This window comes from Rothia kristinae, assembly GCF_016028855.1.
Lineage (GTDB): Bacteria > Actinomycetota > Actinomycetes > Actinomycetales > Micrococcaceae > Rothia > Rothia kristinae.
In genome coordinates this window covers 2139620-2163956 of sequence record NZ_CP065738.1, presented here as the reverse complement: position 1 = coordinate 2163956, position 24337 = coordinate 2139620, and the positions used below count along the sequence as shown (strand labels likewise).

The 24337-nt window shown below is 71.0% G+C and carries 23 protein-coding genes; 11 read left to right on the top strand and 12 right to left on the bottom strand.

Going from position 1 to position 24337, the window contains the following annotated elements; all coding sequences use genetic code 11:
* Positions 1-75: 75 nt before the first annotated feature.
* The 5 genes from pgl to tkt form a co-directional block, all read right to left on the bottom strand.
* Positions 76-903, bottom strand: coding sequence for a 6-phosphogluconolactonase (gene pgl, locus I6G21_RS09510; RefSeq protein WP_058748412.1), 828 nt, complete (start codon positions 901-903; stop codon positions 76-78).
* A complete protein-coding gene (locus tag I6G21_RS09505) occupies positions 896-1885 on the bottom strand; it encodes a glucose-6-phosphate dehydrogenase assembly protein OpcA (RefSeq protein ID WP_129357485.1) in 990 nt (329 codons plus the stop codon). Before I6G21_RS09505 ends, pgl begins: the two co-directional genes overlap by 8 nt.
* Entirely contained in the window at positions 1885-3396 is a 1512-nt protein-coding gene (gene zwf, locus I6G21_RS09500; protein ID WP_064725505.1) for a glucose-6-phosphate dehydrogenase, read from the bottom strand. The genes I6G21_RS09505 and zwf overlap by 1 nt, the downstream gene beginning before the upstream one ends.
* Positions 3397-3527: 131 nt before the next feature.
* Positions 3528-4628, bottom strand: a complete 1101-nt coding sequence (gene tal / locus I6G21_RS09495; protein ID WP_129357486.1) for a transaldolase — start codon at positions 4626-4628, stop codon at positions 3528-3530.
* Positions 4629-4673: 45 nt separating this feature from the next.
* Positions 4674-6782: a transketolase gene (tkt, locus tag I6G21_RS09490; RefSeq protein ID WP_129357487.1), complete on the bottom strand. Its 2109-nt coding sequence runs from the start codon at positions 6780-6782 to the stop codon at positions 4674-4676.
* A gap of 391 nt (positions 6783-7173) precedes the next feature.
* Here tkt and I6G21_RS09485 point away from each other — a divergent pair, with 391 nt between their 5' ends.
* Positions 7174-8118, top strand: a complete 945-nt coding sequence (locus I6G21_RS09485) for a heme o synthase (RefSeq protein WP_058731203.1) — start codon at positions 7174-7176, stop codon at positions 8116-8118.
* Positions 8119-8153: 35 nt separating this feature from the next.
* Here I6G21_RS09485 and I6G21_RS09480 read toward each other — a convergent pair whose 3' ends face one another.
* From I6G21_RS09480 to I6G21_RS09470, 3 genes are all read right to left on the bottom strand, one after another.
* Positions 8154-9218 (bottom strand): COX15/CtaA family protein, encoded by a 1065-nt coding sequence (locus I6G21_RS09480; protein ID WP_165869962.1) that lies wholly within the window; start codon positions 9216-9218, stop codon positions 8154-8156.
* Between the two features lie 196 nt (positions 9219-9414).
* The gene (locus I6G21_RS09475) at positions 9415-10203 is read right to left on the bottom strand and encodes an ABC transporter permease (protein WP_058731195.1); all 789 of its coding nucleotides are present in this window, start codon (positions 10201-10203) and stop codon (positions 9415-9417) included.
* Positions 10200-11228 carry an ABC transporter ATP-binding protein gene (locus I6G21_RS09470; protein WP_064725508.1) on the bottom strand — a complete coding sequence of 343 codons (1029 nt, stop codon included), beginning with the start codon at positions 11226-11228 and terminating at the stop codon, positions 10200-10202. The genes I6G21_RS09475 and I6G21_RS09470 overlap by 4 nt, the downstream gene beginning before the upstream one ends.
* A gap of 141 nt (positions 11229-11369) precedes the next feature.
* Between I6G21_RS09470 and I6G21_RS09465 the strand changes: the two genes are divergently transcribed.
* From I6G21_RS09465 to I6G21_RS09440, 6 genes are all read left to right on the top strand, one after another.
* Positions 11370-12161: a helix-turn-helix transcriptional regulator gene (locus I6G21_RS09465; RefSeq protein ID WP_129357489.1), complete on the top strand. Its 792-nt coding sequence runs from the start codon at positions 11370-11372 to the stop codon at positions 12159-12161.
* Positions 12154-13611, top strand: a complete 1458-nt coding sequence (gene sufB, locus I6G21_RS09460; RefSeq protein ID WP_058731193.1) for a Fe-S cluster assembly protein SufB — start codon at positions 12154-12156, stop codon at positions 13609-13611. Before I6G21_RS09465 ends, sufB begins: the two co-directional genes overlap by 8 nt.
* Positions 13612-13708: 97 nt before the next feature.
* Positions 13709-14923: a Fe-S cluster assembly protein SufD gene (sufD, locus tag I6G21_RS09455; protein WP_058731201.1), complete on the top strand. Its 1215-nt coding sequence runs from the start codon at positions 13709-13711 to the stop codon at positions 14921-14923.
* Between the two features lie 52 nt (positions 14924-14975).
* Positions 14976-15749 carry a Fe-S cluster assembly ATPase SufC gene (gene sufC / locus I6G21_RS09450; RefSeq protein ID WP_058731192.1) on the top strand — a complete coding sequence of 258 codons (774 nt, stop codon included), beginning with the start codon at positions 14976-14978 and terminating at the stop codon, positions 15747-15749.
* Complete coding sequence (locus I6G21_RS09445; RefSeq protein WP_058731191.1) at positions 15746-16081, top strand: metal-sulfur cluster assembly factor; 336 nt, start codon at positions 15746-15748, stop codon at positions 16079-16081. Before sufC ends, I6G21_RS09445 begins: the two co-directional genes overlap by 4 nt.
* Positions 16082-16210: 129 nt before the next feature.
* Positions 16211-17809 (top strand): ABC-F family ATP-binding cassette domain-containing protein, encoded by a 1599-nt coding sequence (locus I6G21_RS09440; protein ID WP_129357490.1) that lies wholly within the window; start codon positions 16211-16213, stop codon positions 17807-17809.
* A 54-nt stretch (positions 17810-17863) separates the two neighbouring features.
* On the opposite strand, the gene I6G21_RS09435 is transcribed toward I6G21_RS09440, so the two are convergent.
* Genes I6G21_RS09435 through I6G21_RS09425 form a run of 3 tightly spaced genes read right to left on the bottom strand, consistent with a single transcriptional unit; the run spans position 17864 to position 19596 of the window.
* Entirely contained in the window at positions 17864-18850 is a 987-nt protein-coding gene (locus I6G21_RS09435) for an SURF1 family cytochrome oxidase biogenesis protein (RefSeq protein WP_232238442.1), read from the bottom strand.
* A 57-nt stretch (positions 18851-18907) separates the two neighbouring features.
* Entirely contained in the window at positions 18908-19153 is a 246-nt protein-coding gene (locus I6G21_RS09430) for a hypothetical protein (RefSeq protein ID WP_129357492.1), read from the bottom strand.
* Positions 19144-19596: a DUF3099 domain-containing protein gene (locus tag I6G21_RS09425; RefSeq protein WP_058731187.1), complete on the bottom strand. Its 453-nt coding sequence runs from the start codon at positions 19594-19596 to the stop codon at positions 19144-19146. The genes I6G21_RS09430 and I6G21_RS09425 overlap by 10 nt, the downstream gene beginning before the upstream one ends.
* Positions 19597-19802: 206 nt before the next feature.
* On the opposite strand from I6G21_RS09425, the gene I6G21_RS09420 reads away from it, so the two are divergent.
* Complete coding sequence (locus I6G21_RS09420) at positions 19803-20540, top strand: beta-ketoacyl-ACP reductase (RefSeq protein ID WP_075515329.1); 738 nt, start codon at positions 19803-19805, stop codon at positions 20538-20540.
* Positions 20541-20653: 113 nt separating this feature from the next.
* Positions 20654-21397, top strand: a complete 744-nt coding sequence (locus I6G21_RS09415) for an SDR family oxidoreductase (protein ID WP_129357493.1) — start codon at positions 20654-20656, stop codon at positions 21395-21397.
* 55 nt (positions 21398-21452) lie between these two features.
* Here I6G21_RS09415 and serB read toward each other — a convergent pair whose 3' ends face one another.
* Entirely contained in the window at positions 21453-22595 is a 1143-nt protein-coding gene (serB, locus tag I6G21_RS10755; protein WP_232238441.1) for a phosphoserine phosphatase SerB, read from the bottom strand.
* A gap of 150 nt (positions 22596-22745) precedes the next feature.
* Between serB and I6G21_RS09405 the strand changes: the two genes are divergently transcribed.
* Positions 22746-23180 (top strand): acyl-CoA thioesterase, encoded by a 435-nt coding sequence (locus I6G21_RS09405; protein WP_129357494.1) that lies wholly within the window; start codon positions 22746-22748, stop codon positions 23178-23180.
* A gap of 139 nt (positions 23181-23319) precedes the next feature.
* Positions 23320-23991: a DUF6318 family protein gene (locus I6G21_RS09400; protein WP_129357495.1), complete on the top strand. Its 672-nt coding sequence runs from the start codon at positions 23320-23322 to the stop codon at positions 23989-23991.
* Positions 23992-24337 lie beyond the last annotated feature (346 nt).

Sequence of the window (24337 nt, the reverse complement as noted above, 5' to 3'; positions counted from 1 at the left end):
TCTGCTCACCGGGGCCTTGTCTCATCATACCGGGACCGTGACGGTCGCCGGGGCGCAGACCTGGAACGTCGTGGGTCAGGAGGCCGGTCGCGCCTCTCGGCTGACCAGGTAGAGGGTCTGGGCCCAGCCGCGGGCGGCCACCGCCGGCGCCTCCAGCAGCGCCTGCTCATCCGGGGCGCGCCCGTCCCGGGCCTCGACGCGGGCGGCCTGCTCGAGCCGGGAGAACGCCTCGGCCTTATCCGCCCCGGAGACCAGGAACCAGATGCGCGCGGCCAGGTCGATCATCGGTCGGGTCATGGTCACCCGGCGCGGCGGCGGCTTCGGGGAGTCCTCGATGGGCAGCACGTCCACGGCGTCGTCGAGGATCTCCCGGCGTCCCGGGAAGAGGGAGGCCATGTGCCCGTCCGGACCCATGCCCAGCAGTGACACCGCGAACACCGGGGCCTTCTCGCCGGTCGGGGCGTGCTCGGCCAGCTCCCGGGCGTAGGCCTCGGCGGCCTCCCCGGGGGTGGGGTAGGCGTCCGATGAACCCATCGGGTGGATGTTGCCCGCCGGCACCTCGGCCCGGTCGAAGAAGACCTCGCGGACCTGCTGCACGTTGCGGTCCTCGTGGCCCTCCGGCACGTAGCGCTCATCGGACCACCAGAAGTGCACCCGGGACCAGTCCACGATCCGGTGCAGCGCGGAGTCGGCCAGCCGCTCCCACACGGCGATGCCGAGGGAGCCGCCGGTCAGGCACACGTGCACGTCCTCGTCGGTCTCGGCCAGCTCATCCGAGAGGGTCAGCGCCAGGCGGGCCGCCGCCGCCTGAGCCAGGGCCTCCTTGTCGGGGTGCTCCACGACCACCGGGGCCGGGGCGGGCACCAGGGGCTCGGCGGGGGAGAGAGGGGACTGCTCAGGCATCGAAGACCTCCGTGTATCGAGAGTGATCCTCATCCGCCGCGGGCTCCTGGTGCGTGCGGCACCAGTCCAGCGGCGTCGAGGTGAGGGCGTCCATCAGGACCTCGCCGTAGGCCTCGTCGGGATAGAGTCGACGCAGCTCCTCGGCCAGGCACTGGGACAGGCTGCGCACCGGCAGCGCGATCTGCTGCTCGGGGGCACCGGGCGGGCTCAGCGTGGCCACGCTGCGGCCGGGACGGTACAGGACGACCTCGCCGTCCTCCCGCTCCAGCCGCACCCGGTACAGGCCCCGCGGCTGGTCTGCGCCGGAGAACTCCACGGGGGCGCCCAGCCGGTGGCCCAGCCACGCCCCGAGCAGGATCACCGAGGGGGACCGGTCCGATCCCTCCACGATGACCTTGCGCACCGGGGAGGGCTCCAGGTCATCGAGCACGGCGGTGAGCTGGATGCGCCACTGCGTCAGCCGCGTCCAGGCCAGGTCCGTGTCCCCGGGCGCGAAGACCTCGCGCAGCCGGTGCAGGGCGCGCATCGCATCCGGCTCCCGGGCGGAGTCGGTGATCCGGCGGGTCGCGATCCGGCCCACCGAGTGATCGACCGGGGACTCCGGCAGCGCGTGCGGCCACCACGCCACGATCGGCGCGTCGGGCAGCAGCAGCGCGGAGAGCAGGGACTCGGTCGGGTGGGAGGATTCCCCCCAGCCGCGCAGCACGATGACCTCGCTGGCTCCGGCGTCCCCGCCGATGCTCACCTCGGCGTCCAGCCGGTTCGGCTTCTCGACGCTGTGGGCGATGTGCACGATGATCCGGCACGGGTGCTCCCGGCTGGCGGAGATCGCGGCCTGAACCGCGTTCTTGGAGTGCCCCTTCTCCGCCATGATGACCAGCGTGAGCACTCGACCCTGGGTGCGCAACCCGATCTCGCCGCGCAGGCGCGAGATCTCCTTGTCCACCTCGGAGGTGGTGGTGTCCTTCAGCTCGGTCCTCATTACGGCCTCCTCCAGGCCCGCCCGTCCCGGGCGAGCAGCTCATGAGCGGATTCCGGACCCCAGGATCCGGGCGCGTACGGCTCGGGCCGCACGTCGTGCTCGGCCCAGTGCCGTTCGAAGGGATCGAGGATCTTCCAGGACAGCTCGACCTCCTCGTGGCGGGGGAACAGCGGCGGCTCACCCAGCAGCACATCCAGGATCAGCCGCTCGTAGGCCTCCGGACTGGACTCGGTGAAGGACTGGCCGTAGCCGAAGTCCATGGACACATCGCGCAGCTCCATCTGGGTCCCGGGGACCTTGGAGGCGAAGCGGATCGTCATGCCCTCATCCGGCTGGATGCGCAGCACGATCGCGTTCTGTCCGAACTCCTCGTGGTCGTTCTTCTGGAACAGCAGGTTCGGGGCGCGCTTGAACACGACGGCGATCTCCGTGACCCGCCGCCCCAGCCGCTTGCCGGCCCGCAGGTAGAACGGCACTCCGGCCCAGCGGCGGGTGTCGATGCCCAGCTTCAGCGCGGCGAAGGTCTCCGTGCGCGAATCCGGGGGAATGTCCTTCTCCTGCAGGAATCCGCTCACCGCGCGACCGCCCTGCAGCCCGGCCTCGTACTGCCCGAGGGCGGAGCCGGCGGAGATATCCTCGGGCAGGGTGACTGCCGCCAGGACCTTCGCCTTCTCGGCCCGCAGCTGCTGGGCGTCGAAGGTGATCGGCTCCTCCATCGCGGTCAGGGCCAGCAGCTGCAGCAGGTGGTTCTGGATGACGTCGCGGGCGGCGCCCACCCCGTCGTAGTACCCGGCGCGGGACCCGATGCCGATGTCCTCGGCCATGGTGATCTGCACGTGGTCCACGAAGTTCGCGTTCCACAGCGGCTCGAACATCTGGTTGGCGAAGCGCAGGGCCAGGATGTTCTGGACGGTCTCCTTGCCGAGGTAGTGGTCGATGCGGAACACGGAATCGGCCGGGAAGACCCGCTCGACGATCGCGTTCAGCTCCCGGGCGGAGTCCAGATCGTGCCCGAAGGGCTTCTCGATGACCACTCGCCGCCACCCGTGCTCCGTGTGCCGGCCCGCCAGGTCGTGGTCGGCCAGCTGCTGGCACACCGTCTCGAAGGCGTTCGGCGGGATCGAGAGGTAGAAGGCGTGGTTGCCCTGGGTCCCGCGCGTCTCGTCCAGCTCCGCGAGGGTCTCACCCAGGCGCCGGAAGGCCTCACCGTCGTCGAAGGCGCCCTGCACGAAGCGGATGCCGGTGGTCAGCTGATGCCAGACGTCCTCCCGAAATGGGGTCCGGGAGTGGGCCTCCACCGACTCCCGAACCACCTGCTGGAACCGCTCATCGGACCAGTCCCGGCGCCCGAAGCCCACCAGCGCGAAGCTCGGGGGCAGCAGGCCGCGGTTCATCAGGTCGTAGATCGCCGGCAGCAGCTTCTTCTGCGCCAGGTCGCCGGTGACGCCGAACAGCACCAGCGCCGACGGACCGGCGACCCGGGTCAGGCGCCGATCCTTCGGGTCGCGCAGGGGATTGGGATCCGGCGGCAGAGCCGGGGAAGGGGACACAGGGGGCTCCTCGTGTCGGGGATGGGTGCGGCGCGCTCCCGCCCCGTCCGCCGACGTCGAGAGGAGGCCGGCGGACGGGGCGGAGGCGGGGTTCAGTCGTGCAGATTGGCGGTGACGGTCTCGAGCAGCTCCTCCCAGGAGGCCACGAACTTGTCGACCCCCTCGCGCTCGAGCTTCTCGACGACCTCCTGGTAGGAGATGCCCAGCTGCTCCAGCTCGTTGAGGACCCGCTCGGAGTCATCGTAGGTGCCGGTGATCGTGTCCCCGGTGACCTCCGCGTGGTCGGCGGCCGCCTCCAGGGTCTTCTCCGGCAGGGTGTTCACGGTGTCCGGGGCCACCAGGCCGTCCACGTACATCGTGTCCGGGTAGGCCGGATCCTTGGTGCCGGTCGAGGCCCACAGCGGCCGCTGGACCACGGCCCCCGCCTCGGCCAGCAGCTTCCAGCGCTCGGAGGAGAAGGCCTCCTGGAAGACCTGGTAGGCCAGCCGGGCGTTGGCGAGGCCCGCCCGACCCTTCAGGGCCAGCGCCTGCTCGGTGCCGATCTGCTCCAGGCGGGCGTCCACCTCGGAGTCCACGCGGGAGACGAAGAAGGAGGCCACGGAGTGGATCTTGGACAGGTCCCGGCCCTGCTCCAGGGCCCGCTCCAGCCCCGTGAGGTAGGCGTTGATCACCGCGCGGTAGCGCTCGAGGGAGAAGATCAGGGTCACGTTGACGCTGATCCCCTCGGCCAGGGTCGCGGCGATCGGGTCCAGGCCCTCCTCAGTGGCCGGGATCTTGATCATCACGTTCTCCCGGTCCACGGTCCGGTGCAGGCGCCGGGCCATCTCGGCGGTCTCCTCGCCCTTCACGGCCAGGCGGGGATCCACCTCGATGGAGACCCGCCCGTCCTGCCCGCGGGTCTGGCGGTAGATCGGGGCGAGAACGTCGCAGGCCTCGCGCACGTCGTCGGTGGTCACCGCGAACACGGATTCCTCGACGTCGCGGCCCTCCTCGGCCAGGCGGCGCATCTGGGCGTCGTAGCGGTCCCCGTGCGAGAGCGCCTGGGCGAAGATCGTGGGGTTGGTGGTCACGCCGACGACGTTGCGGGTCTCGACCAGCTCCTGCAGGTTGCCGGTCTCCAGGCGCTCACGGGAGAGGTCGTCCAGCCAGAGGGAGACTCCCGCGTCGGAGAGCTTCTGGGTCGCTTCGGTCATGGGTTCTCGTGCTCCTTCGCTCGAGGGATGGATGTCGGTGGGGGTTCAGCGGGCGGCGAGGGATTCCCGGGCCGCCTCGACCACGGCGTCGGCCGTGATGCCGAACTCGCGGAAGAGGGTCTGATAGTCCGCGGAGGCACCGAAGTGCTCCAGGGAGACCGCGCGCCCGCGCGAGCCCAGCAGGTCGTGCCAGGACTGGGCCAGGCCCGCCTCCACGCTGACCCGGGCGGTGATCCCGCGGGGGAGCACCTGCTCGCGGTACTCGGCGTCCTGGGCGTCGAACCACTCCCGGCAGGGCATGGAGACCACGCGGGCGGCGATGCCGTCGTCGGCCAGCTGGGTGCGGGCCTGCAGGGCCAGCTCCACCTCGGAGCCGGTGGCGATGAGGATGACGTCGGGCTCGCCCTCGGCGTCGGCCAGCACGTAGCCGCCGCGCGCGACACCCTCCGCGGAAGCGAACTTCTCCCCGTCCGCCTCCGGCTGCAGGTCCTCGCGGGCCAGGGTGGTGAGGTTCTGCCGGGTCAGCACGAGGCCGGCGGGGCGGTCCCGGTGCTCCAGGATCGTGCGCCAGGCCACCGAGGTCTCGTTGGCATCCGCCGGGCGCACGACGTCTAGGCCCGGGATGGCCCGCAGGCTCGAGAGCTGCTCGACCGGCTGGTGAGTGGGCCCGTCCTCGCCCAGGCCGATGGAATCATGGGTCCACACGTAGATGGAGGGGACTCCCATCAGCGCGGACAGGCGGATCGCCGGGCGCTGGTAGTCGCTGAAGATCAGGAAGGTCCCGCTGAAGGCGCGCGTGGGGGAGGAGAGCACGATGCCGTTGACGATCGCGGCCGCCGCGTGTTCCCGGATCCCGAAGTGCAGCACCCGCCCGTAGGGGCTGGCGGTGAACTTGGCGGTGGAGCGGGAGGTGGGGTTGAAGGAGGAGGCGTCCTCGATGGTGGTGTTGTTGGATCCGGCCAGGTCCGCCGAGCCGCCCCACAGCTCGGGCAGCAGCGGGGCGACCGCGTTGATCACCTGGCCGCTGGCCGCGCGGGTGGCCAGGGAGCCGCCGGCCTCGAAGGCCGGGAAGGCGTCCCTGTACCCCTCGGGCAGGCGGCCCTCCTGAAGCCGATCCAGCAGCTCGGCCCGCTGCGGATTCGCCTCCCGCCACTGCTGGTAGGACCGATCCCAGGCGGCGCGCCGTTCGTCGCTGCGGGCCTGCAGGGCCCGGGTGTGCTCGATGACCTCGGGGGCGACGTCGAAGGTCTTCTCCGGATCGAAGCCGAGGACCTCCTTGGTCGCGCGCACCTCGTCGGCGCCGAGCTTGGAGCCGTGGATCCCGCCGGTGTTCTGCTTGGTCGGGGCGGGCCAGCCGATGATGGTGCGCAGGCTGATGAAGGTCGGCTTGTCCGTGACCTTCCGACCCTCCTGGATCGCGTCGTAGAGGGCCTGGACGTCCTCGCGGTATTCCCCGCCGGCCCGCCAGTCCACGGTGCGCACGTCCCAGCCGTAGGCGCGGTAGCGCTCGGCGACGTCCTCGGTGAAGGCGACGTCGGTGTCGTCCTCGATGGAGATCTGGTTCTGGTCGTAGATGACCACGAGGTTGCCCAGCTGCTGGTGCCCGGCCAGGGAGGAGGCTTCGCTGGTCACCCCCTCCTCGAGGTCCCCGTCGGAGGCGATGGTGAACACGGTGTGGTCGAAGGGGCTGCGCCCCGGAGCGGTGTCGGGATCCAGCAGGCCGCGCAGGTAGCGCTGGGCGTAGGCGAAGCCGACGGCGGAGGCCAGGCCCTGCCCCAGCGGGCCGGTGGTGATCTCCACGCCGCGGGTGTGCTTGTATTCGGGGTGCCCCGGGGTCAGTGACCCCCAGGTGCGCAGGGCCTGCAGGTCCTCCAGCTCCAGGCCGTACCCGCCGAGGTACAGCTGGATGTACTGGGTCAGGGAGGTGTGACCGGGGGAGAGGATGAAGCGGTCCCGTCCGGTCCAGCGGTCATCGGAGGGATCCTGGCGCATGATCTTCTGGAAGAGCAGGTACGCCACCGGTGCGAGGCTCATCGCGGTGCCGGGATGGCCGTTGCCGACCTTCTCCACGGCGTCGGCGGCGAGGACCCGGGCGGTGTCCACCGCCCGTCGGTCCAGGTCGGTCCACTCGAGGTTCTCGCGGTCGTCGGACACGAGGCATGCCCCTTTCGTCTCGGAAGTCGTCTCGCGTGGCCCCGGTCCGACGGCATCGCCGCGGCGCCGGCCCGATTCCCGAGCCCGCCGCGCGGCCACCGTGTACCTGAAGGGGCCGCGGTGCTCCACCCAACTCTAGGCCACCGCCGCCCCGTGCGTCTGTCGGTGACGCTGTGGGCGGACGCCGCGAGTCCCGGGGGGGCGGCCCGCCGAGGGAGTGAAACATCACCGCACCGTCCTGGAAGGCCGCGCGGGCTGGGATATATGCTCGAAGGAAGCTGTGACCATCGCGCGCCCGTCGTGCGCGCCCGTCCCGAGACCGGGAGGACAGCGGCATCGATCGCGTAAGGAAGCACCTGTGAAGCGCCAGAGCACGGACCATGGATCCCTCCTGGAGGCCAAGCCCGCCGTCCCCGCCCCCGCCGGGAAGACCGGCCGGGTGGGCCTGCGCCGCAAGCTGCGCGCCTACCTCCTGCTGACCAAGCCGCAGGTCATCGAGCTGCTGCTGGTGACCACCGCGCCGACCATGATCTTCGCGGCCGGCGGGATGCCCTCGCTGTGGCTGATCCTGAACACGATGCTCGGCGGGGCGATGGCCGCGGGGGGCGCCGGCGCCTTCAACTGCTGGATCGACCGCGAGGCCGATCGGCTCATGAAGCGCACGGAGCGCCGCCCCCTGGTCACCGGGGAGGTCTCGGATCGCGAGGCGCTGATCTTCGCCTGGGCGCTGTCCGCGGTCTCCGTGGTGTACCTGAGCCTGGCCGTGAATCTCCTGGCCGGGGCGCTGGGCCTCGTCGCGATCCTGCTGTACGTGGTCTTCTACTCCCTGTTCCTCAAACGCCGGACCTCCCAGAACATCGTCTGGGGCGGGATCGCCGGGTGCATGCCCGTGTTCATCGCCTGGGCCGCCGTGCAGGGGACCCTCAGCTGGGCCGCCGTCGTGCTGTTCCTCGTGATCTTCCTGTGGACCCCGCCGCACTACTGGCCGCTGTCGATGAAGTACGCGGAGGACTACCAGCGTGCGGGGATCCCGATGCTCGGGGCGATCGCGTCGGCCAAGGCCGTGTCCGTGCAGGTGGTGCTCTACGCCTGGGCCACGGTGATCTGCTCGCTGCTGCTGATCCCGGTGGGCGGGGCCGGCTGGGTCTACGGCCTCACGGCGCTGGGCGCCGGGGCCTGGTTCATCTGGACCTGCCACCGGCTGCACGCGCTGGCCATGGCCGAGCAGGCCACCAGCCGCACCGCGATGGTCGTCTTCCACGCCTCCATCACCTACCTGACGGTGCTGTTCGTCGCGGTGGCCGTGGACCCCTTCGTCGGCGGCGCCGTCCTCTGAGGACGGCGCCCGCCGCGTTCCGGGGCGGCGTTGCGTCAGGCCTCGGTCCCCGCGATCTCCTGCGCCGCCCGCCGCTCCGGGGCCGTGACGGTGTGCACCAGGGCCGTCTCCCGACGGGTGGGCTGGGCCAGCACCGCCATCCGGTCGTAGGCGGCGGCCGCGGCCCACACGGTCAGCCCGGCGCCCAGCAGGTGCAGCTCCACCATCCAGATCGGCAGGCCGTTGAAGTACTGCAGGTAGCCGATGCCGCCCTGCAGCACCAGCACCCCCACCATCCGCAGCAGCGCCGCCCGCACCCCGGGGGCCCAGCCCCGGCGCACGCACAGGGTGATGCCCAGGGCCACGGTCAGCACGGTCAGCCACACGGAGATCGAGTGCATCCGGGCGACCATCACGGCGTCGAAGGCGTGGCGGGCGCTGGTGGCGTCCCCGGAATGCGGGCCGGTGCCGGTGACCAGGGTGCCCAGGTACACGGCGATGCCCGTCAGCGCCAGCAGGATCGCCCCCAGGCGTCCCATCGTCGGATCCGACTCCTCGAGGCGCTCCAGCCGCTCGGCCTCGCGCACCCGCGGCAATGAGTAGCGTCGGGTGCGGCTCCACAGGGCCGCGGCCAGCGCGATCATCACGGCCGAGAGCACGAAGTGCACCCCGACCATCCAGGGATTCAGCCGCAGCCATACGGAGAAGCCGCCGACCACGGCCTGCACCGGGATCCCCGCGAACAGCAGGATCGCCAGCCAGAAGAGGTCGCGGTACTCGGTGCGCAGGCGCATCACGGCCAGGACGGTCAGCACCGCGACGATCCCGAGGAGCCCGGTGAGGGTGCGGTTGCCGAACTCGATGAAGCCGTGGATCCCCATCTCCGGGACGTTGTTCCAGGAGTCGTCCGTGCAGCGCGGCCAGGTGGGGCAGCCCAGCCCGGACTGGGTCAGGCGCACCAGCCCCCCGGTGATCACCAGCAGCAGGTTCGCCAGCACCGACGCCAGGGCCGTGCCGCGCACCCACCCGGTGACGGTCAGCGGGGTCAGCACGCGCCAGAGGCGGGCCGGCGCGGAGTCGGAAGGGGTGCGGGTCTGGGGCTGTGTGCTGCTCGTGCTCAAGCGGACACCTCGCGTCCTGGTCGTGGGCTGAATCGTCAAAAGGGGCCGGGGCGCATTCCCGGTTTCCGCGTGCGTGCGGGGCGCTGGGCCCCCGTCGATTATCCGCCGTCGGTGGTGCGCGGAGCCAACCGTGACGCCGTGATGCCCGCGTCAGATGCCTGCGACGCCGACGCTGGCGGGCAGGCGCAGGGAATGCTCAGGACCACCGGAACAGCCGGCGCGCCAGCAGCCCGGCGGCCGCGGCCCAGACCAGCAGCACCAGGTGCGGACCCCACAGCGGCCCCTGGCCCAGCATCTCCGCGCGCAGCGCCGAGCCCAGGGCCCCGGAGGGCAGCAGCTCGATCAGGGCGGCGGCCGCGCCGGGGAAGTGCCGGGCCGGCAGCAGCGTGCCGCCGACGGTGGCCAGCAGGACCCACAGCGTGTTGACCACGGCCAGGGTCGCCTCGGCCCGGATCGTACCGGCCACCAGCAGCCCCAGGGCGGTGAAGGCCGCGGCCCCGAGCACCAGGGTGGGCACGGAGGCCAGCACCGCCGTAGGGCGCGGCTCCCAGCCCAGGAACAGCCCGACCGCGCCCATCACGGCGTACTGCACGACCATGACCCCCAGCACCGCCAGGGCCTTGCCGGCGATCAGCCCGCCGCGACCCAGGGGAGTGGTGGACAGGAAGCGCAAGACCCCGTAGCGGCGGTCGAAGCCGGTGGCGATGCCCTGACCGGACAGGGCCGTGGAGATCGTGCACAGGGCGAGGATCCCGGGCATCGCCAGGTCCACCCGGGACGCGCCGAACTCCCGGGCCCATCCGTCGAGGAAACCCGTGCTGGTCAGGCCGATCAGCGCCATCAGCGGGAACAGGATGAGCAGCAGCAGCTGTTCGCCGTTCTTCAGCATCGCCAGGATCTCGTATCCGCCCTGGCGCAGGATCCGCCGGGCGGCCGGTGCCGGCCGGCCCGTGCGGCGGGTGAAGTCCGTGGGAGTCGCGCTCACGACCGCTCTCCTTCCGAGATGTCCAGGAACAGGTCCTCCAGGGAGCGCGGGGTCAGCTCAAGGTGCGTCGGCAGCACGTCCTGCCGCTCCCACCCGGCGGTCAGCGCCGCCAGGTGCGCCGGGCCCAGGGGGCCGGTGAGGGTGTACGCGCCGGGGGAGTCCTCCGACAGCGTGAGCCCCGCGCGCAGCTGCTGGGGGAGGAGGTCCTCGATCCCGAGCCCGCAGCGCGGCAGGGTGAACACGAGGGTCTGGGCGTCGCGGGAGCCGGCCAGCAGCTGATCCACCGTGCCCTCCAGGACCACCTTCCCGGCGTCCATGATGTAGACCTGGTCCGCCAGCCGCTCGGCGTCGTCCATGAGGTGGGTGGTCAGCACGACGGCGGTCCCGGCGGCCCTCACCTCGCGGATCAGGTCGAAGACCACCTTGCGCGAGTGCGGGTCCAGCCCGGCCGAGGGCTCGTCCAGGAAGAGCACCTCCGGGCCGCCGGCCAGGGCGGCGGCCAGGCTGACCCGCTGGCGCTGCCCGCCGGACAGGCGCCGGATGGTGGTCCCGTCGAACTCATCGATGCCCAGTCGCCGGATCAGGGCATCCATGTCCACCGGGTCCTCATACATCGAGGCCACGTGGTGCAGCAGGGGCACGGGCCGGATCGCCTGGGGCAGTCCGCCGTCCTGGAGCATGATGCCCACGCGGGCGCGCAGCTGCGGCCCGGCCCGCCATGGATCCTCGCCCAGCAGGCGCACGGTACCGGAGCTCGGGCGCACCAGGCCCTGGGCGCAGGACAGCGTGGTGGTCTTGCCGGCGCCGTTGGTGCCCAGCAGGGCGGTCACGGCCCCGGCGCGCGCGCTCAGGCTCACCCCGTCGACGGCGCACACCGTGCGCCCGCCCCGGGTCCGGCGGGAACCGGCGGCGGGGAACTCCTTGCGCAGCCGCTGCACCAGCACGGCGGGCTGCTCGTCGGCGAGGGGCCCCGGCGCGGTCTCCGCGGGGGCCACGGCGGTCGGGGTGGATCCGTGGTTCGGCACCGTCCCAGTGTACGGTCCGCGGCGGGAGGGCAGGGGCATCTCGGGGCTCGCGCCTCCACCGAGTGGTCCCTGCGGGCGGGTGGCACGAGGAAAGGTCTGCCTCACTGGATCGCCCGGAACAAATAAGCACATACTTTGGTTGTGTATTCCGTGAAGCAGAAGCAGTCCGCGCCCCGCGCCGCCGGTGCCGGGGAGCCCGAGGAGAGGACGCGCGACCGCGTCCTCCAGGGCGTGCTGGCTCACGGTCCGGTCTCCGCGGCCGACCTCGCCGGCGCCCTCGGGCTCACCCCGGCGGCCATCCGGCGCCACCTCGAGGCCCTGGAGAAGGACCAGCTCGTGGAAGTCACCCTGGTGCGCAAGCCCGGGGCGGGGGCCGGCAGGCCCGCCCGGCGCTACGTCGTCGCCCCCCAGGGTCACGCCCAGCTGGGCAACGACTACCTGGACATCGCCCTGGACTCCCTGCGCACCCTGCGGGCGGCACTCGGGGAGGGGGCCCTGGAGCGCTTCGCCCAGTCGCGCTTCGAGGAGATGGAGCGGCGCTACCGCCCCGTCGTGGAGGCGGCGGGCCCGGACATCGGCGCCCGCGCCCGGGCCCTGGGGGACGCGATGACCCGCGACGGCTTCGTCGCCAGCACCTCCACGATGGCCATGAGCGAAGCCGCCAAGGCGGTGGAGCTTCCGGAGCACCTGCTCTCCAGCGTCCAGCTGTGCCAGGGCCACTGCCCGGTGCGGGACCTGGCCGAGGAGTTCCCGGAGTTCTGCGACGAGGAGACCCGCATGATCGCCTCGCTGCTGGGGGTGGACGTGCGCAGGCTGTCCACCATGGCCGGCGGGGCCCACGTCTGCACCACGCACATCCCGCTCGCGCGGGGAGCACAAGCCAGCGTTTCAGGAAGAAACGTCCGACCCACCAAGGAAGGCTCACATGACTGAACAGGTTGAGCGCCAGGCCGACGGAGGAGTCATCTCCGAGATCCTGGAGAAGAACCCGGAGCTCGAGGGCATCGGGAACTACCAGTACGGCTGGTACGACTCCGACGCCGCCGGGCAGGCCGCCCGGCGCGGGCTGAGCGAGGAGGTCGTCCGGGACATCTCCGCGAAGAAGAACGAGCCCGAGTGGATGCTGCAGCTGCGGCTGAAGGGCCTGAAGTTCTTCGACCGCAAGCCCCTGCCCACGTGGGGTGCGGACCTGTCCGGGATCGACTTCGACAACATCAAGTACTTCGTGCGCTCCACGGAGAAGCAGGCCGAGTCCTGGGAGGAGCTGCCCGAGGACATCCGGGAGACCTACGAGAAGCTGGGCATCCCCGAGGCCGAACGCAACCGCCTGGTGGCCGGCGTGGCCGCGCAGTACGAGTCCGAGGTCGTGTACCACCAGATCCGCGAGGACCTGGAGAAGCAGGGCGTGATCTTCATGGACACGGACACCGCCCTGAAGGAGCACCCCGAGTTCTTCGAGGAGTACTTCGGCACCGCGATCCCCGTCGGGGACAACAAGTTCGCGGCGCTGAACACGGCCGTGTGGTCCGGCGGCTCCTTCGTGTACGTGCCCAAGGGCGTGCACGTGGAGATCCCGCTGCAGGCCTACTTCCGCATCAACACCGAGAACATGGGCCAGTTCGAGCGGACCCTGATCATCGCCGACGAGGACTCCTACGTCCACTACATCGAGGGCTGCACCGCCCCGATCTACAAGTCGGACTCGCTGCACTCCGCGGTCGTGGAGATCATCTGCAAGAAGAACGCCCGCGTGCGCTACACGACCATCCAGAACTGGTCCAACAACGTCTACAACCTGGTGACCAAGCGGGCCATCGCCCACGAGGGCGCCACCATGGAGTGGATCGACGGGAACATCGGCTCCAAGGTCACCCAGAAGTACCCGGCCGTCTACATGGTCGGCGAGCACGCCAAGGGCGAGACCCTGTCCATCGCCTTCGCCGGCGAGGGCCAGCACCAGGACACCGGCTCCAAGATGGTGCACATCGCCCCGAACACCTCCAGCTCGATCGTCTCCAAGTCCGTGGCCCGCTCCGGCGGACGCGCCGCGTACCGGGGGCTCGTGCAGATCCGGGAGGGGGCGCACAACTCCAAGAACAACGTGGTGTGCGACGCCCTGCTGGTGGACACCATCTCCCGCTCGGACACCTACCCGTACATCGACATCCGCGAGGACGACGTGACCCTGGGCCACGAGGCCACCGTGTCTCGCGTGTCCGAGGAGCAGCTGTTCTACCTCCAGCAGCGCGGCCTGCCCGAGGACGAGGCCATGGCGATGATCGTGCGCGGGTTCGTCGAGCCGATCGCGCGCGAGCTGCCCATGGAGTACGCGCTCGAGCTGAATCGTCTGATCGAACTCCAGATGGAAGGATCCGTAGGCTAACCCGATGACTGAGCAGATCAACAAGGAGCACCCCGCCGCCGAACCGGAGAAGGTCGACGGCGTGCACACCGGCGAGTCCCGGGTGGCCATCCCCGGGATGAGCGAGGAGGGCGAGAAGCTCTCCCCGGAGCTGACCGCCGACGACACGATCCGGGTGCGCAAGTCCGCCAACGCCGGGCAGCCCGGGTCCCAGGTCATGCACTCCCGGGCCGAGCGGCCCTGGAGCCACGACGTCGCCGACTTCGCCGAGCCCACCGGGCGCGAGGAGGAATGGCGCTTCACCCCGGTGAAGAAGCTCGCCCCCGTCTTCGCCGACGCCCCCACCGAGGACGGCGCCCTGCAGATCGAGGTCGACGCCCCGCAGGCCTGGCAGGCTCCGGCCCTGGGCCGCACCGAGGCCCCGCGCGGGACCGTGCTGCGCCCGGCCGACCGGGCCGCCGTCGTCGGCTCCGCCAACGCCGAGTCCGCGACCCACCTGGTCATCCCGCAGGATGAGGAGCGCAGCCAACCCGTGACCGTGCGCCTGCGCGGACAGGCCGAGGGCCGCCGAGCCAACTCCCACCTGGTCATCGAGGCGCGGCCGAACTCCCACGCGACCGTGGTCCTGGAGCACACCGGCACCGCCCACCACAACGGCAACGTCGAGGTGATCGTCGGCGACGGGGCGAGCCTGTCCGTGATCTCCCTGCAGCTGTGGGAGGACTCCGCGATCCACGTGGGCCAGCACGACGCGCAGGTCGGGCGCGATGCCCACTACCGCCACGTCAACGTGACCCTCGGCGGCGGCATCGTGCGGCTGAACGCGAACGTCCGCTACGCCGGGGAGGGCGCCGACGCCCAGCTGTTCGGGCTGTACTTCGCCGACGCCGGCCAGCACCTGGAGCACCGCTCCTTCGTGGACCACAACGCCCCGAACAACACCTCCAACGTGCTCTACAAGGGCGCGCTGCAGGGGCAGGACGCGCACACCGTGTGGGTCGGGGACGTGCTGATCCAGAAGGAGGCCGAGGGCACCGACAGCTACGAGAAGAACCAGAACCTCGTGCTCACCGACGGCGCCCGCGCCGACTCCGTGCCGAACCTGGAGATCGAGACCGGCGTCATCGAGGGCGCCGGGCACGCCTCGACCACCGGTCAGCTGGACGGGGACCACCTGTGGTACCTCATGGCCCGCGGCATCCCCGAGAAGCAGGCCCGCCGCCTGGTGGTGCGCGGCTTCCTCAACGAGATCATCCAGCAGATCCGGGTGGATGAGCTGGAGGAGCGGCTCATGGACGCCCTCGAGGACGAGCTGGCCATCAGCGACAACTGACCCCTCGGGCCCGTGCGGCCCGCACCGACTTCCCTTCCCAAGGAGGAATCCCTTGTCCACTCTGGAAATCAAGGACCTGCACGTCTCGGTCATCCTCGATGACGAGAACACCAAGCCCATCCTCAAGGGCGTGAACCTGACCATCAACTCCGGCGAGATCCACGCGATCATGGGCCCCAACGGCTCCGGCAAGTCCACGCTGGCCTCGACCATCGCCGGGCACCCCAAGTACCGCGTGGACTCCGGCGAGATCCTGCTCGACGGCGAGGACGTCACCGAGATGTCCGTGGACGAGCGCGCCCGCGCCGGGCTGTTCCTGGCCATGCAGTACCCGGTGGAGATCCCCGGGGTGACCATGTCCAACTTCCTGCGCTCGGCCAAGACCGCCGTGGACGGCGAGGCCCCGGCCCTGCGCACCTGGACCAAGGACGTCAAGGCGGCCATGGGCCAGCTGAAGATCGACCCGGACTTCGTGACCCGCAACGTCAACGAGGGCTTCTCGGGTGGCGAGAAGAAGCGCCACGAGATCCTGCAGCTGGAGCTGCTCAAGCCCAAGTTCGCGATCCTGGACGAGACCGACTCCGGGCTGGACATCGACGCCCTGCAGGTGGTCTCCGAGGGCGTGAACCGCGCCCACGACGCCAACGACATGGGCGTCATGCTGATCACCCACTACACGCGCATCCTGCGCTACATCAAGCCCGACTTCGTCCACGTTTTCGTGGACGGCAAGATGGCCGACCAGGGCGGGCCCGAGCTGGCCGAGCGCCTGGAGGAGGAGGGCTACGTCAACTACCTCCAGAACCGGGAGGCCGCCCAGGCATGACCGAGACCGCACCCGCCGGGCGGCCCTCCGACCAGGAGATCGAGGACGCCCTGGCCAACGTCATCGACCCGGAGCTCGGGGTCAACATCGTGGACCTGGGCCTGCTGTACGGGACCCGCTGGAACGAGGAGGACGGCGCCCTGGTCATGGACATGACCCTGACCACCGCCGCCTGCCCCCTGCAGGACGTCATCGAGGAGCAGGTCGCCCAGAACCTCGAGCCGCTGATCGACCAGTGGCACGTGAACTGGGTGTGGATGCCGCCGTGGGGTCCCGAGCGGATCACCGAGGAGGGCCGGGACCAGATGCGCGCCCTCGGCTTCAACATCTGATCCCGCGGCACCGACCCGACGCGGTGACCGCACGCCGCTAGGATGAGGGGTCGGCGGGCGCCTGTGGGCCCGCCGGCCCCTCGTCTCGCCCCATCCCACTCCCGCAACCGAAAGGCTGGCCGTAAGCCCTTGCTGACCGTCTCCCACCTCGAACTGCGCGCCGGCGCCCGACTGCTCATGGAGGATGTGAGCTTCCGCATCAACCGCGGGGACAAGATCGGGCTGGTCGGACGCAACGGCGCCGGCAAGACCACGATGACCAAGGTCCTGGCCGGGCAGACCCTGCCCGCCGACGGCGAGGTCACCCGCTCCGGGTCCATCGGCTACCTGCCGCAGGACCCGAAGGTCGAGGACATGACCCAGTCCGCCCGGGACCGGATCTTCTCCGCCCGCAACCTCGCCGGGGTCGTCTCCCGGATGCAGCGCACCCAGGAGGAGATGGCCAGCGAGGACGAGTCCGTGCGGGCCAAGGCCCTGCGCCGCTACGACCGGCTGGAGGCCGAGTTCATCGCCGGCGGCGGGTACGCGGCCGAATCCGAGGCCGCGACCATCACCCACAACCTGGACCTGCCCGATCGCGTCCTGGACCAGCCCCTGTCCACCCTCTCCGGCGGGCAGCGGCGTCGTGTGGAGCTGGCCCGCATCCTCTTCCAGGGTGCTGACACCATGCTGCTGGACGAGCCGACCAACCACCTCGACGCCGATTCGATCGAGTGGCTGCGGGAGTTCCTGCGCACCTACTCGGGCGGCCTGCTGGTGATCAGCCACGACGTCGCCCTGATGGAGCTGGTGGTCAACAAGGTGCTGTACCTGGACGCCATGCGCTGCGTGGTCGACGAATACAACATGGACTGGAAGCACTACCTCGCCCAGCGCGAGCAGGACGAGGCCCGGCGCAAGCGGGAGCGGGCCAACGCGCAGAAGAAGGCCGGGGCCCTGATGGCCCAGGCGGAGAAGATGCGCGCCAAGGCGACCAAGGCCGTGGCCGCCCAGCAGATGATCAAGCGGGCCGAGCGGCTGATGCGCGAGGTCGAGCCGGAGCAGGCCCAGGACCGGGTGGCCGCGATCCGCTTCCCGGCGCCGGCCCCCTGCGGGAAGACCCCGCTGCGGGCCCAGGGGCTGTCGAAGTCCTACGGGTCCCTGGAGATCTTCACCAACGTGGACCTGGCCATCGACCGCGGCTCGCGCGTGGTGGTGCTGGGCCTGAACGGGGCCGGCAAGACGACCCTGCTGCGCATGCTCGCCGGGGTGTCCGCCCCGGACTCCGGCCAGGTGCAGCCCGGGCACGGGCTGAAGCTGGGCTACTTCGCCCAGGAGCACGACACCCTGGACGGCAGCCGCACCGTGCTGGAGAACATGCGCACCGCCGCACCGGATCTGCAGGACACCCAGGTGCGCACCATCCTCGGATCCTTCCTGTTCTCCGGGGACGACGTCGCCAAACCCGCCGGGGTGCTCTCCGGCGGGGAGAAGACCCGCCTGGCCCTGGCGACCCTGGTGGCCTCCTCGGCCAACGTGCTGCTGCTGGATGAGCCGACCAACAACCTGGATCCGGCCAGCCGCGAGGAGATCCTCAACGCGCTGAAGACCTACGAGGGCGCGATCGTCATGGTCTCCCACGACGAGGGCGCGGTGGAGGCGCTGAACCCGGAGCGGGTGCTCATGCTGCCCGACGCGGTGGAGGACCACTGGTCCCAGGAGTACCAGGACCTCATCAGCCTCGCCTGAGCCGGCGGGCCGGGGCGGTCCCGGGTCGGCGTCGGGGCCGTCGGCTCTGTCGGCTCAGTCGCGATCCACCGGGTCCGCGTCGCGGGAGCGGGCCATCGCGTCCAGCAGGGCGTCCTCCTCCTCGGCGTCCGTCGGTCGGCTGCGGGCCTTGGCGAGCTTGGGGCGCACGATCGACTTCATGTGCGGGGGCATGTCGTCGATCATCTCCATCTGTCGGCGCACCACCGCCTCGTCCTCGGTGCCGATGTAGGTGCCGTCCTCGGCGTAGAAGCTGCGGAACCGGCGCTGCAGCTCCTCGGCCAGCTGGGCATCCAGGCGATCGTTGCGCACCTTCTGCCGGGCGCACCAGCCGTAGGCCACGTACACCAGCACCGCGAAGGAGTACCACTGCAGGGAGTAGGACAGGTTGGGTCCGGCGCTCTGCTCCGGGGCGGACAGCTGCTGCGGCCGCTGGGCCGGGGCGGGATCCTCCGAGGCCATGATCCCGTACGCGGCCTCGGCCAGATCCAGTCCCGTCTGCCGGGCGTAGTCCGGCAGGTCCACGGACTGGATCTGCCCGGCCGGGGCGGAGCGGTCCGTGGAGGGCTCACCCGCGTGCAGCCGGGCCGTGACCTGCACGGTGCCCGACGGCGGGGCCGGCACCGCCTGGGCCGGGGCCGCGTTGGAATCCCCGGCGGGGACCCAGCCGCGGTCGATCACCACGATCTCGCCCTGCGAGGTGCGCAGCGGCACCAGCACCTCGAAGCCGACGGCGCCCTCGTGCGGCCGATTGCGCACCAGCACCTGGTGCTCGGGCAGGTACCGCCCCTGCACGCGGGCCGGGGTCCACTGCCGGTCCGGGTCGAAGCGCTCGAACTGCTCCAGCGCGGCCTGGCCCTCCAGGGGGCGGGCGTCGTAGTTCTCGCTGATCAGGTTGTTGCGGTGATCCAGGGCCTCCTTGCGGTCCATCTGCCAGCCGGCCAGGTACACGCACAGCAGGGAGAACAGCACGCAGACCAGGAAGCCCGCGATCCACCGGCCGCTGACGAGGAATCGGTACACGGAAGCCAGGGGCTCCTCTCGGATCGGGAAAGGGTAAGGGAGGGGAAGGGGCGGGCGTCAGTCGTCGGGGGCGTCCATCGGGCGGATGTCCCGCAGGAATCCGCGGGCCTGCAGGAATCGCGCCAGGTGCTCCCGGTGTTCCTCGCAGGCCAGCCACGTCTTGCGCCGCTCGGGAGGGTGGATCTTCGGGTTGTTCCATTCCAGGCGCCAGCGGGCCGGGGCGGTGCACCCGCGGCGAGAGCACACGGGCCGCTCCGGTGCGGGCGGTTCCCGGCCGACGCCGAGCAGGTCGGTCAGGTCCATGACCGCCCCTTGCGCGGATCCGGCCCGTCCCCGCCGGTTCCGCGCGTCGGCGAGGCGCCCGGGCCCTCGCGGAACTCGCCCTCGATGACGTCCTCCCGCGGCGTGCTCGCGTGATCCCCGGAGAGATCGGGCGAGGGCAGGGGGCGCGGTGCGGGATCGGTGTAGGCGGAGACGTCGCGCACCTCCGCGCGATCGCTGCCGTTGGCCAGGACCACCGCCACCCACGGCAGCACCATGGCCGCGCCCACGCAGGTCCAGCGGATCCAGCCGTCGGTGACTAGCGCCAGGACGATGCACACCAGGCGCAGGGCCATCTTCAGCGCGTAGCGGCGCATCCGCGTCTCGACGCCCTGGCTGTGCGGGGCCTGCGCCCCGGTGATGGAGTACGCCTCGGGCTCCTCCCGGCGGGATGCGCGGGAGCGCGACGTCGTGGCCTCGGACATGGGACACCGCCCTCCTCACCGGATGATCGCGGTGCCCGCCCGGTGCTCATGGAGAGGGGGACCCGCTGGGTTGATGACCGTGCCCATTGTGTCACCTCCGGCTCCGATCGGCAGGGGCCGGTGTCCGGGATCCCACCGGGCGGGCCGGAGGGGACCTCGGCTAGGATGGGGGCGATTCCATCCACCGCATCCCGGGAAGGACCCCGATGAGCATCGAGCACCCCGCCGAACCCGCCACGACCCCCCGCACCGTGCTGGTGACCGGGGGCAACCGGGGGATCGGACGCAGCATCGCCGAGGCCTTCCGCGAGCAGGGGCACCGGGTCTGCGTGACCTACCGCTCGGGCGAGGCGCCTGAGGGCTTCTTCGCGGTGCAGGCCGACGTGACCGACGCAGCCTCCGTGGACCGGGCCTTCTCCGAGATCGAGGCCGAGTTCGGCCCGGTGGAGGTCCTGGTCGCCAACGCCGGGATCACCCGCGACACCCTCCTGCTGCGGATGAAGGAGGAGGACTTCTCCGCGGTCATCGACACCAACCTCACCGGCGCGTTCCGGGTGGTGCAGCGGGCGGCCAAGGGGTTCCTGCGGAAGAAGTTCGGTCGCGTCATCCTGATCTCCTCCGTCGTCGGGCTCTACGGCTCCCCGGGCCAGCTGAACTACGCGGCCTCCAAGGCCGGGCTGGTGGGCATCGCCCGTTCCCTGACCCGCGAGCTGGGGTCGCGCAACGTCACGGCCAACGTCGTGGCCCCCGGGTACATCCAGACCGAGATGACCGACGCCCTGCCGGAGGAGACGCAGCAGAAGTACCTCGAGGCGATCCCCGCCAAGCGCTACGGGCAGGCCGAGGAGGTCGCGCGCGTGGTCCGCTGGCTGGCCGGGGAGGACGCCGGGTACATCTCCGGAGCCGTGATCCCCGTCGACGGCGGGCTCGGCATGGGCCACTGAGACACATCGCGGGAATCCCCTCCGGGGGACCCGCGCACCGATCATCCGCCGCGAGCCGGGCCCGCCTGAACGAGGCGGGCCCGGGTGCGGCATCGAGGAAAGGACACGAAGCAATGGGACAGTTGGACGGGAAGTCCGCGATCATCACCGGCTCCTCGCGGGGGGTTGGGGCGAACACGGCCAAGCTGCTGGCCGCCGAGGGCGCCGGCGTCGTGGTGAACTACCGGCAGAAGGCCCCGCGGGCCAAGAAGGTGGTCCAGGCGATCGAGGAGGCCGGGGGCCGCGCCGTCGCCGTGGGAGCGGACGTCACGAAGCACGAGGACGTGCAGACCCTGGTGGACACGGCGGTGCAGACCTACGGGGGCCTGGACGTGCTGGTGCTCAACGCCTCCGGCGGCATGGAGACCGATCTGGGGGAGGACTACGCGCTGCGGCTGAACCGCGACGCGCAGCTGGATGTGCTGCGCACCGCCGCCGCCGTGATGCGCCCCGGGGGTCGGGTCGTGTACGTGACCAGCCACCAGGCGCACTTCATCCGCGAGGTCGAGACGATGCCCGAGTACGAGGCCGTCGCCCGCTCCAAGCGCGCCGGAGAGGACGCCCTCACCGAGGAGATCCCGCAGCTGTCCGAGAGGGGCATCGACTTCGTCGTCGTCTCGGGGGACATGATCGAGGGCACCGTCACCGCGACCCTGCTCAACCGGGCTCGCCCCGGGGCGCTGGAGGCCCGTCGGGCGGAGGCCGGGAAGCTGTACTCGGTCGAGGAGTTCGCCTCCGAGGTCGCCGCGATGGTCACGGCCGGTGTTCCCACCGGCCACGTGGAGCTGGTCGGCGGGGCCAAGGGCTTCGTAGACTGATCGACACCGCCTCGGTGCCGCCGGTCCCGGATCGGCGGCACCCGTGCTGTCGCGCTCAGCCCAGCAGCGCCAGCAGCGCATCCAGCCGCGGCACGGGGATCCGTGCCGCGGCTGCCGCGTCCAGGGTCGGCTTGGCGCAGTAGGCGACGCCCAGTCCGGCGGCCTCGACCATGAGCAGGTCGTTGGCGCCGTCGCCCATCGCCGTCGTCGCCTCTTCGGCGACGCCGAGCTCCCCGGCCCAGGCGGTCAGGGCGCGGCGCTTGGCCGCGGCATCCACCACGGGCCCGAGCACCCGACCGGTCAGGCGGGGTCCGGACCCGTCGTCGGCGATCTCCAGGCCGTTGGCCAGGGTCCGATCCAGCCCGAGGCTTGCACCCAGGGAATCCAGGATCGCACAGAAGCCGCCGGAGACGGCGCCGATCCGATCCCCCCGGGCGTGCAGCCGCGCCACCAGCTCGCGCGCCCCCGAATTCAGGACGAGGTCCTCGCGCACCTCCTCCAGCACGCTGGCCGACAGGCCCGCCAGGGCGGCGACCCGTTCGCGCAGGGAGGCCGCGAAATCCAGCTCCCCCCGCATGGCCCGCTCGGTGATCGCCGCGATCCGCTCGCGGGCCCCGGCGCGGGCGCCCAGCTCGTCGATGACCTCCTGGCCGATCAGTGTGGAGTCCACGTCCGTGACCACCAGTCGGGGGGTGCCCTCCGCCAGCGCGGGCACGGCCATGACCTGCCAGCGCGCCTGCGGATCCAGGGCGTCCAGGACGCTCTGCACCCGTTCGACGCCGGGGTCCGGGACCTCCAGGTTCACGTCAGCTTCCGACCCTGCGGCGGCTCCGTGAGCGGAAGACTCCGCATCGGCTGCGAGCGTCGAGGGCCAGCGCAGCACGCGGAACCCGGGGCCGGGGGCCTGGCGGGGTCCCCGGCGAGCGGAGGTGCCGCCGTCGCGCGGGGGAAGGGGCGGCACGTGGATCTCCTCGACCCCCGCCGGAAGGCCGATTCCTGCGGCGGCTGCGCGTTGCACCAGCGCCGTGGGCCGGGTACGGGATCCGAGCAGCCCGGGCACGGCCTCCGTCCTCTCCCCGGGTGCTGGCACGGGCAGCTGCCCCAGCGGCGGCGCGGCCGAGGCGGGGGCGGAGGAGGACCGGTTCTCCTCGGACGGGGGACGGGAGGAGAAGGCGATGAGACGGCGGGGGTCGGACATGTCCCCATCGTAGGTGCCGTGCCGAGAGGGACCGTCGGTGGGGGATCGGAGAGCGGTCGCGGGTGCGGCTGGCGTCCGGGCGGCGGTACGGTGATCGAAAGCCGCCGGCGTCCTCGGATGCCCGCGGGTGGTTCGTCGGAAGAGGACGTCATGGCCGAGTATCCCGCGTACGTGTGCACCCCCGAGGTGCGCTGGTCGGATCAGGATCTGCTGGGGCACGTGAACAACGCCCGGGTGATCACCCTGATCGAGGAGGCCCGCATCCGGTGGCTCCGAGAGGCCTGGGACCGGACCGATGTGCGGGATCGCCCGACGCTCGTGGCGCGGATGGAGCTGAACTACCGCCGCCCCGTCGTCTACGGGCCGCAGCTGAGCGTGGAGCTCGGCGTCGGGCGCGTGGGCCGCAGCTCGTACACGATCACCTGCCGCGGCATCCAGGACGGTCGGGTGGCCTTCGACGGCCTGACGGTGATGGTCATGGTCGATGCCGAGACCGGTGAGCCCACGGCCCTGAGCGAGCGGGAGCGGGATCTGCTCGGTCGCTACGGCAGCTTCGACCCGGAGGACCCGACGCGGCTGGACTGAGTCGCCGGTACGGAGGCGTCGCCCCCCCCGGAGCTGTGGACAACCTTCCGGCCGGGGCGTGGGATGGGCTAGTCTCGGGGGACCTGAGTGATTCACATCGCATGATCCTCGTCTGACCCTCGAGCACCCGGAGGCTCCCGTGGCCCGTTCGCACCGTCCCGCATCATCCCTGGCGCCGCTGGTCCTGGCCGGCGCCCTCCTGCTGTCCGGCTGCGGGGGTGAGAGCAGCGGTGAGGTGGTCGGCACCGCGGATCCGCAGGCATCGGCCAGCGCCTCGGTTTCCGCCAGCGCCTCTGCGTCGGCGTCCTCGACCGGGTACGAGAAGGCGACGCCGGAGCACCCGGCCCGCAATGTGCCGGTGCCGAGTCTGCCGGACGTGGGCAAGGAGGAGACCGACGCCGGGGCGAGAGCTTTCCTCCAGTACTGGGCGGACTCCCTGAACTACCTCCTGCAGACCGGGGACCCGCAGTACGTCCGCGAAGCGATGTCGGCGGACAACGACCAGTTCACCAAGGTCATGGAGAACTACGAGCGGTACTACCGCGAGGGCAAGTGGAGCGTGGGCACGGAGCAGCAGATCTACCTGGAGCCGCAGCCCCTGGAGAAGGTCGACCCCCAATACCAGGAACTCTACGTGCGTCTCAACCGACTCAGTGGTGGGGTGTACTCCCCATCAGGACACGAGCATGACACTCCCGGGAGAGACTTCAACAATCAACCCATGACTGCCGTCCTCTCGTGGGAGAAGGACCAATGGAAGTTCCGCGGATTCAACCACATCCAGGATGTTGATTATGGCGATCCGGAGTAAGTGGAAAAGGCTGTGCTTGATCGCAATGGCGCTCCTTTTATATTCATCGTTCGCGTTGCCCCCGAGCTTCGCAGAGAAGTCCGCTGATGATGGGTGGATCGATGGAAACGGCTCCCTCATCATCAAGAGGCAGAAGACCCAACCCGGAGGACGGCCGACCGAACCAGGGAGCCAGCCTCCATCCGGCGGTGACCAAGGAGGAGGTTCTGTCGATGAGATCCCGGAGGACCCTTATGAATACTTCGCACACTACGGATGCCCGAGGCCCGGGGAGGACGTGCCCGGAGACGCATGCAACCTGAATCCATCCTGCGCTAGACCCGATGGAGGTCGTGGCGTTTTGCAT

Bases quoted from the DNA above. Each gene is read 5' to 3' on its own strand.
- pgl (WP_058748412.1), bottom strand. From the start codon at position 903: ATGCCTGAGCAGTCCCCTCTCTCCCCCGCCGAGCCCCTGGTGCCCGCC.
- I6G21_RS09505 (WP_129357485.1), bottom strand. From the start codon at position 1,885: ATGAGGACCGAGCTGAAGGACACCACCACCTCCGAGGTGGACAAGGAG.
- tal (WP_129357486.1), bottom strand. From the start codon at position 4,628: ATGACCGAAGCGACCCAGAAGCTCTCCGACGCGGGAGTCTCCCTCTGG.
- sufB (WP_058731193.1), top strand. From the start codon at position 12,154: ATGACTGAACAGGTTGAGCGCCAGGCCGACGGAGGAGTCATCTCCGAG.
- sufD (WP_058731201.1), top strand. From the start codon at position 13,709: ATGAGCGAGGAGGGCGAGAAGCTCTCCCCGGAGCTGACCGCCGACGAC.
- I6G21_RS09445 (WP_058731191.1), top strand. From the start codon at position 15,746: ATGACCGAGACCGCACCCGCCGGGCGGCCCTCCGACCAGGAGATCGAG.
- I6G21_RS09430 (WP_129357492.1), bottom strand. From the start codon at position 19,153: ATGGACCTGACCGACCTGCTCGGCGTCGGCCGGGAACCGCCCGCACCG.
- I6G21_RS09425 (WP_058731187.1), bottom strand. From the start codon at position 19,596: ATGTCCGAGGCCACGACGTCGCGCTCCCGCGCATCCCGCCGGGAGGAG.
- I6G21_RS09420 (WP_075515329.1), top strand. From the start codon at position 19,803: ATGAGCATCGAGCACCCCGCCGAACCCGCCACGACCCCCCGCACCGTG.
- I6G21_RS09415 (WP_129357493.1), top strand. From the start codon at position 20,654: ATGGGACAGTTGGACGGGAAGTCCGCGATCATCACCGGCTCCTCGCGG.
- serB (WP_232238441.1), bottom strand. From the start codon at position 22,595: ATGTCCGACCCCCGCCGTCTCATCGCCTTCTCCTCCCGTCCCCCGTCC.
- I6G21_RS09405 (WP_129357494.1), top strand. From the start codon at position 22,746: ATGGCCGAGTATCCCGCGTACGTGTGCACCCCCGAGGTGCGCTGGTCG.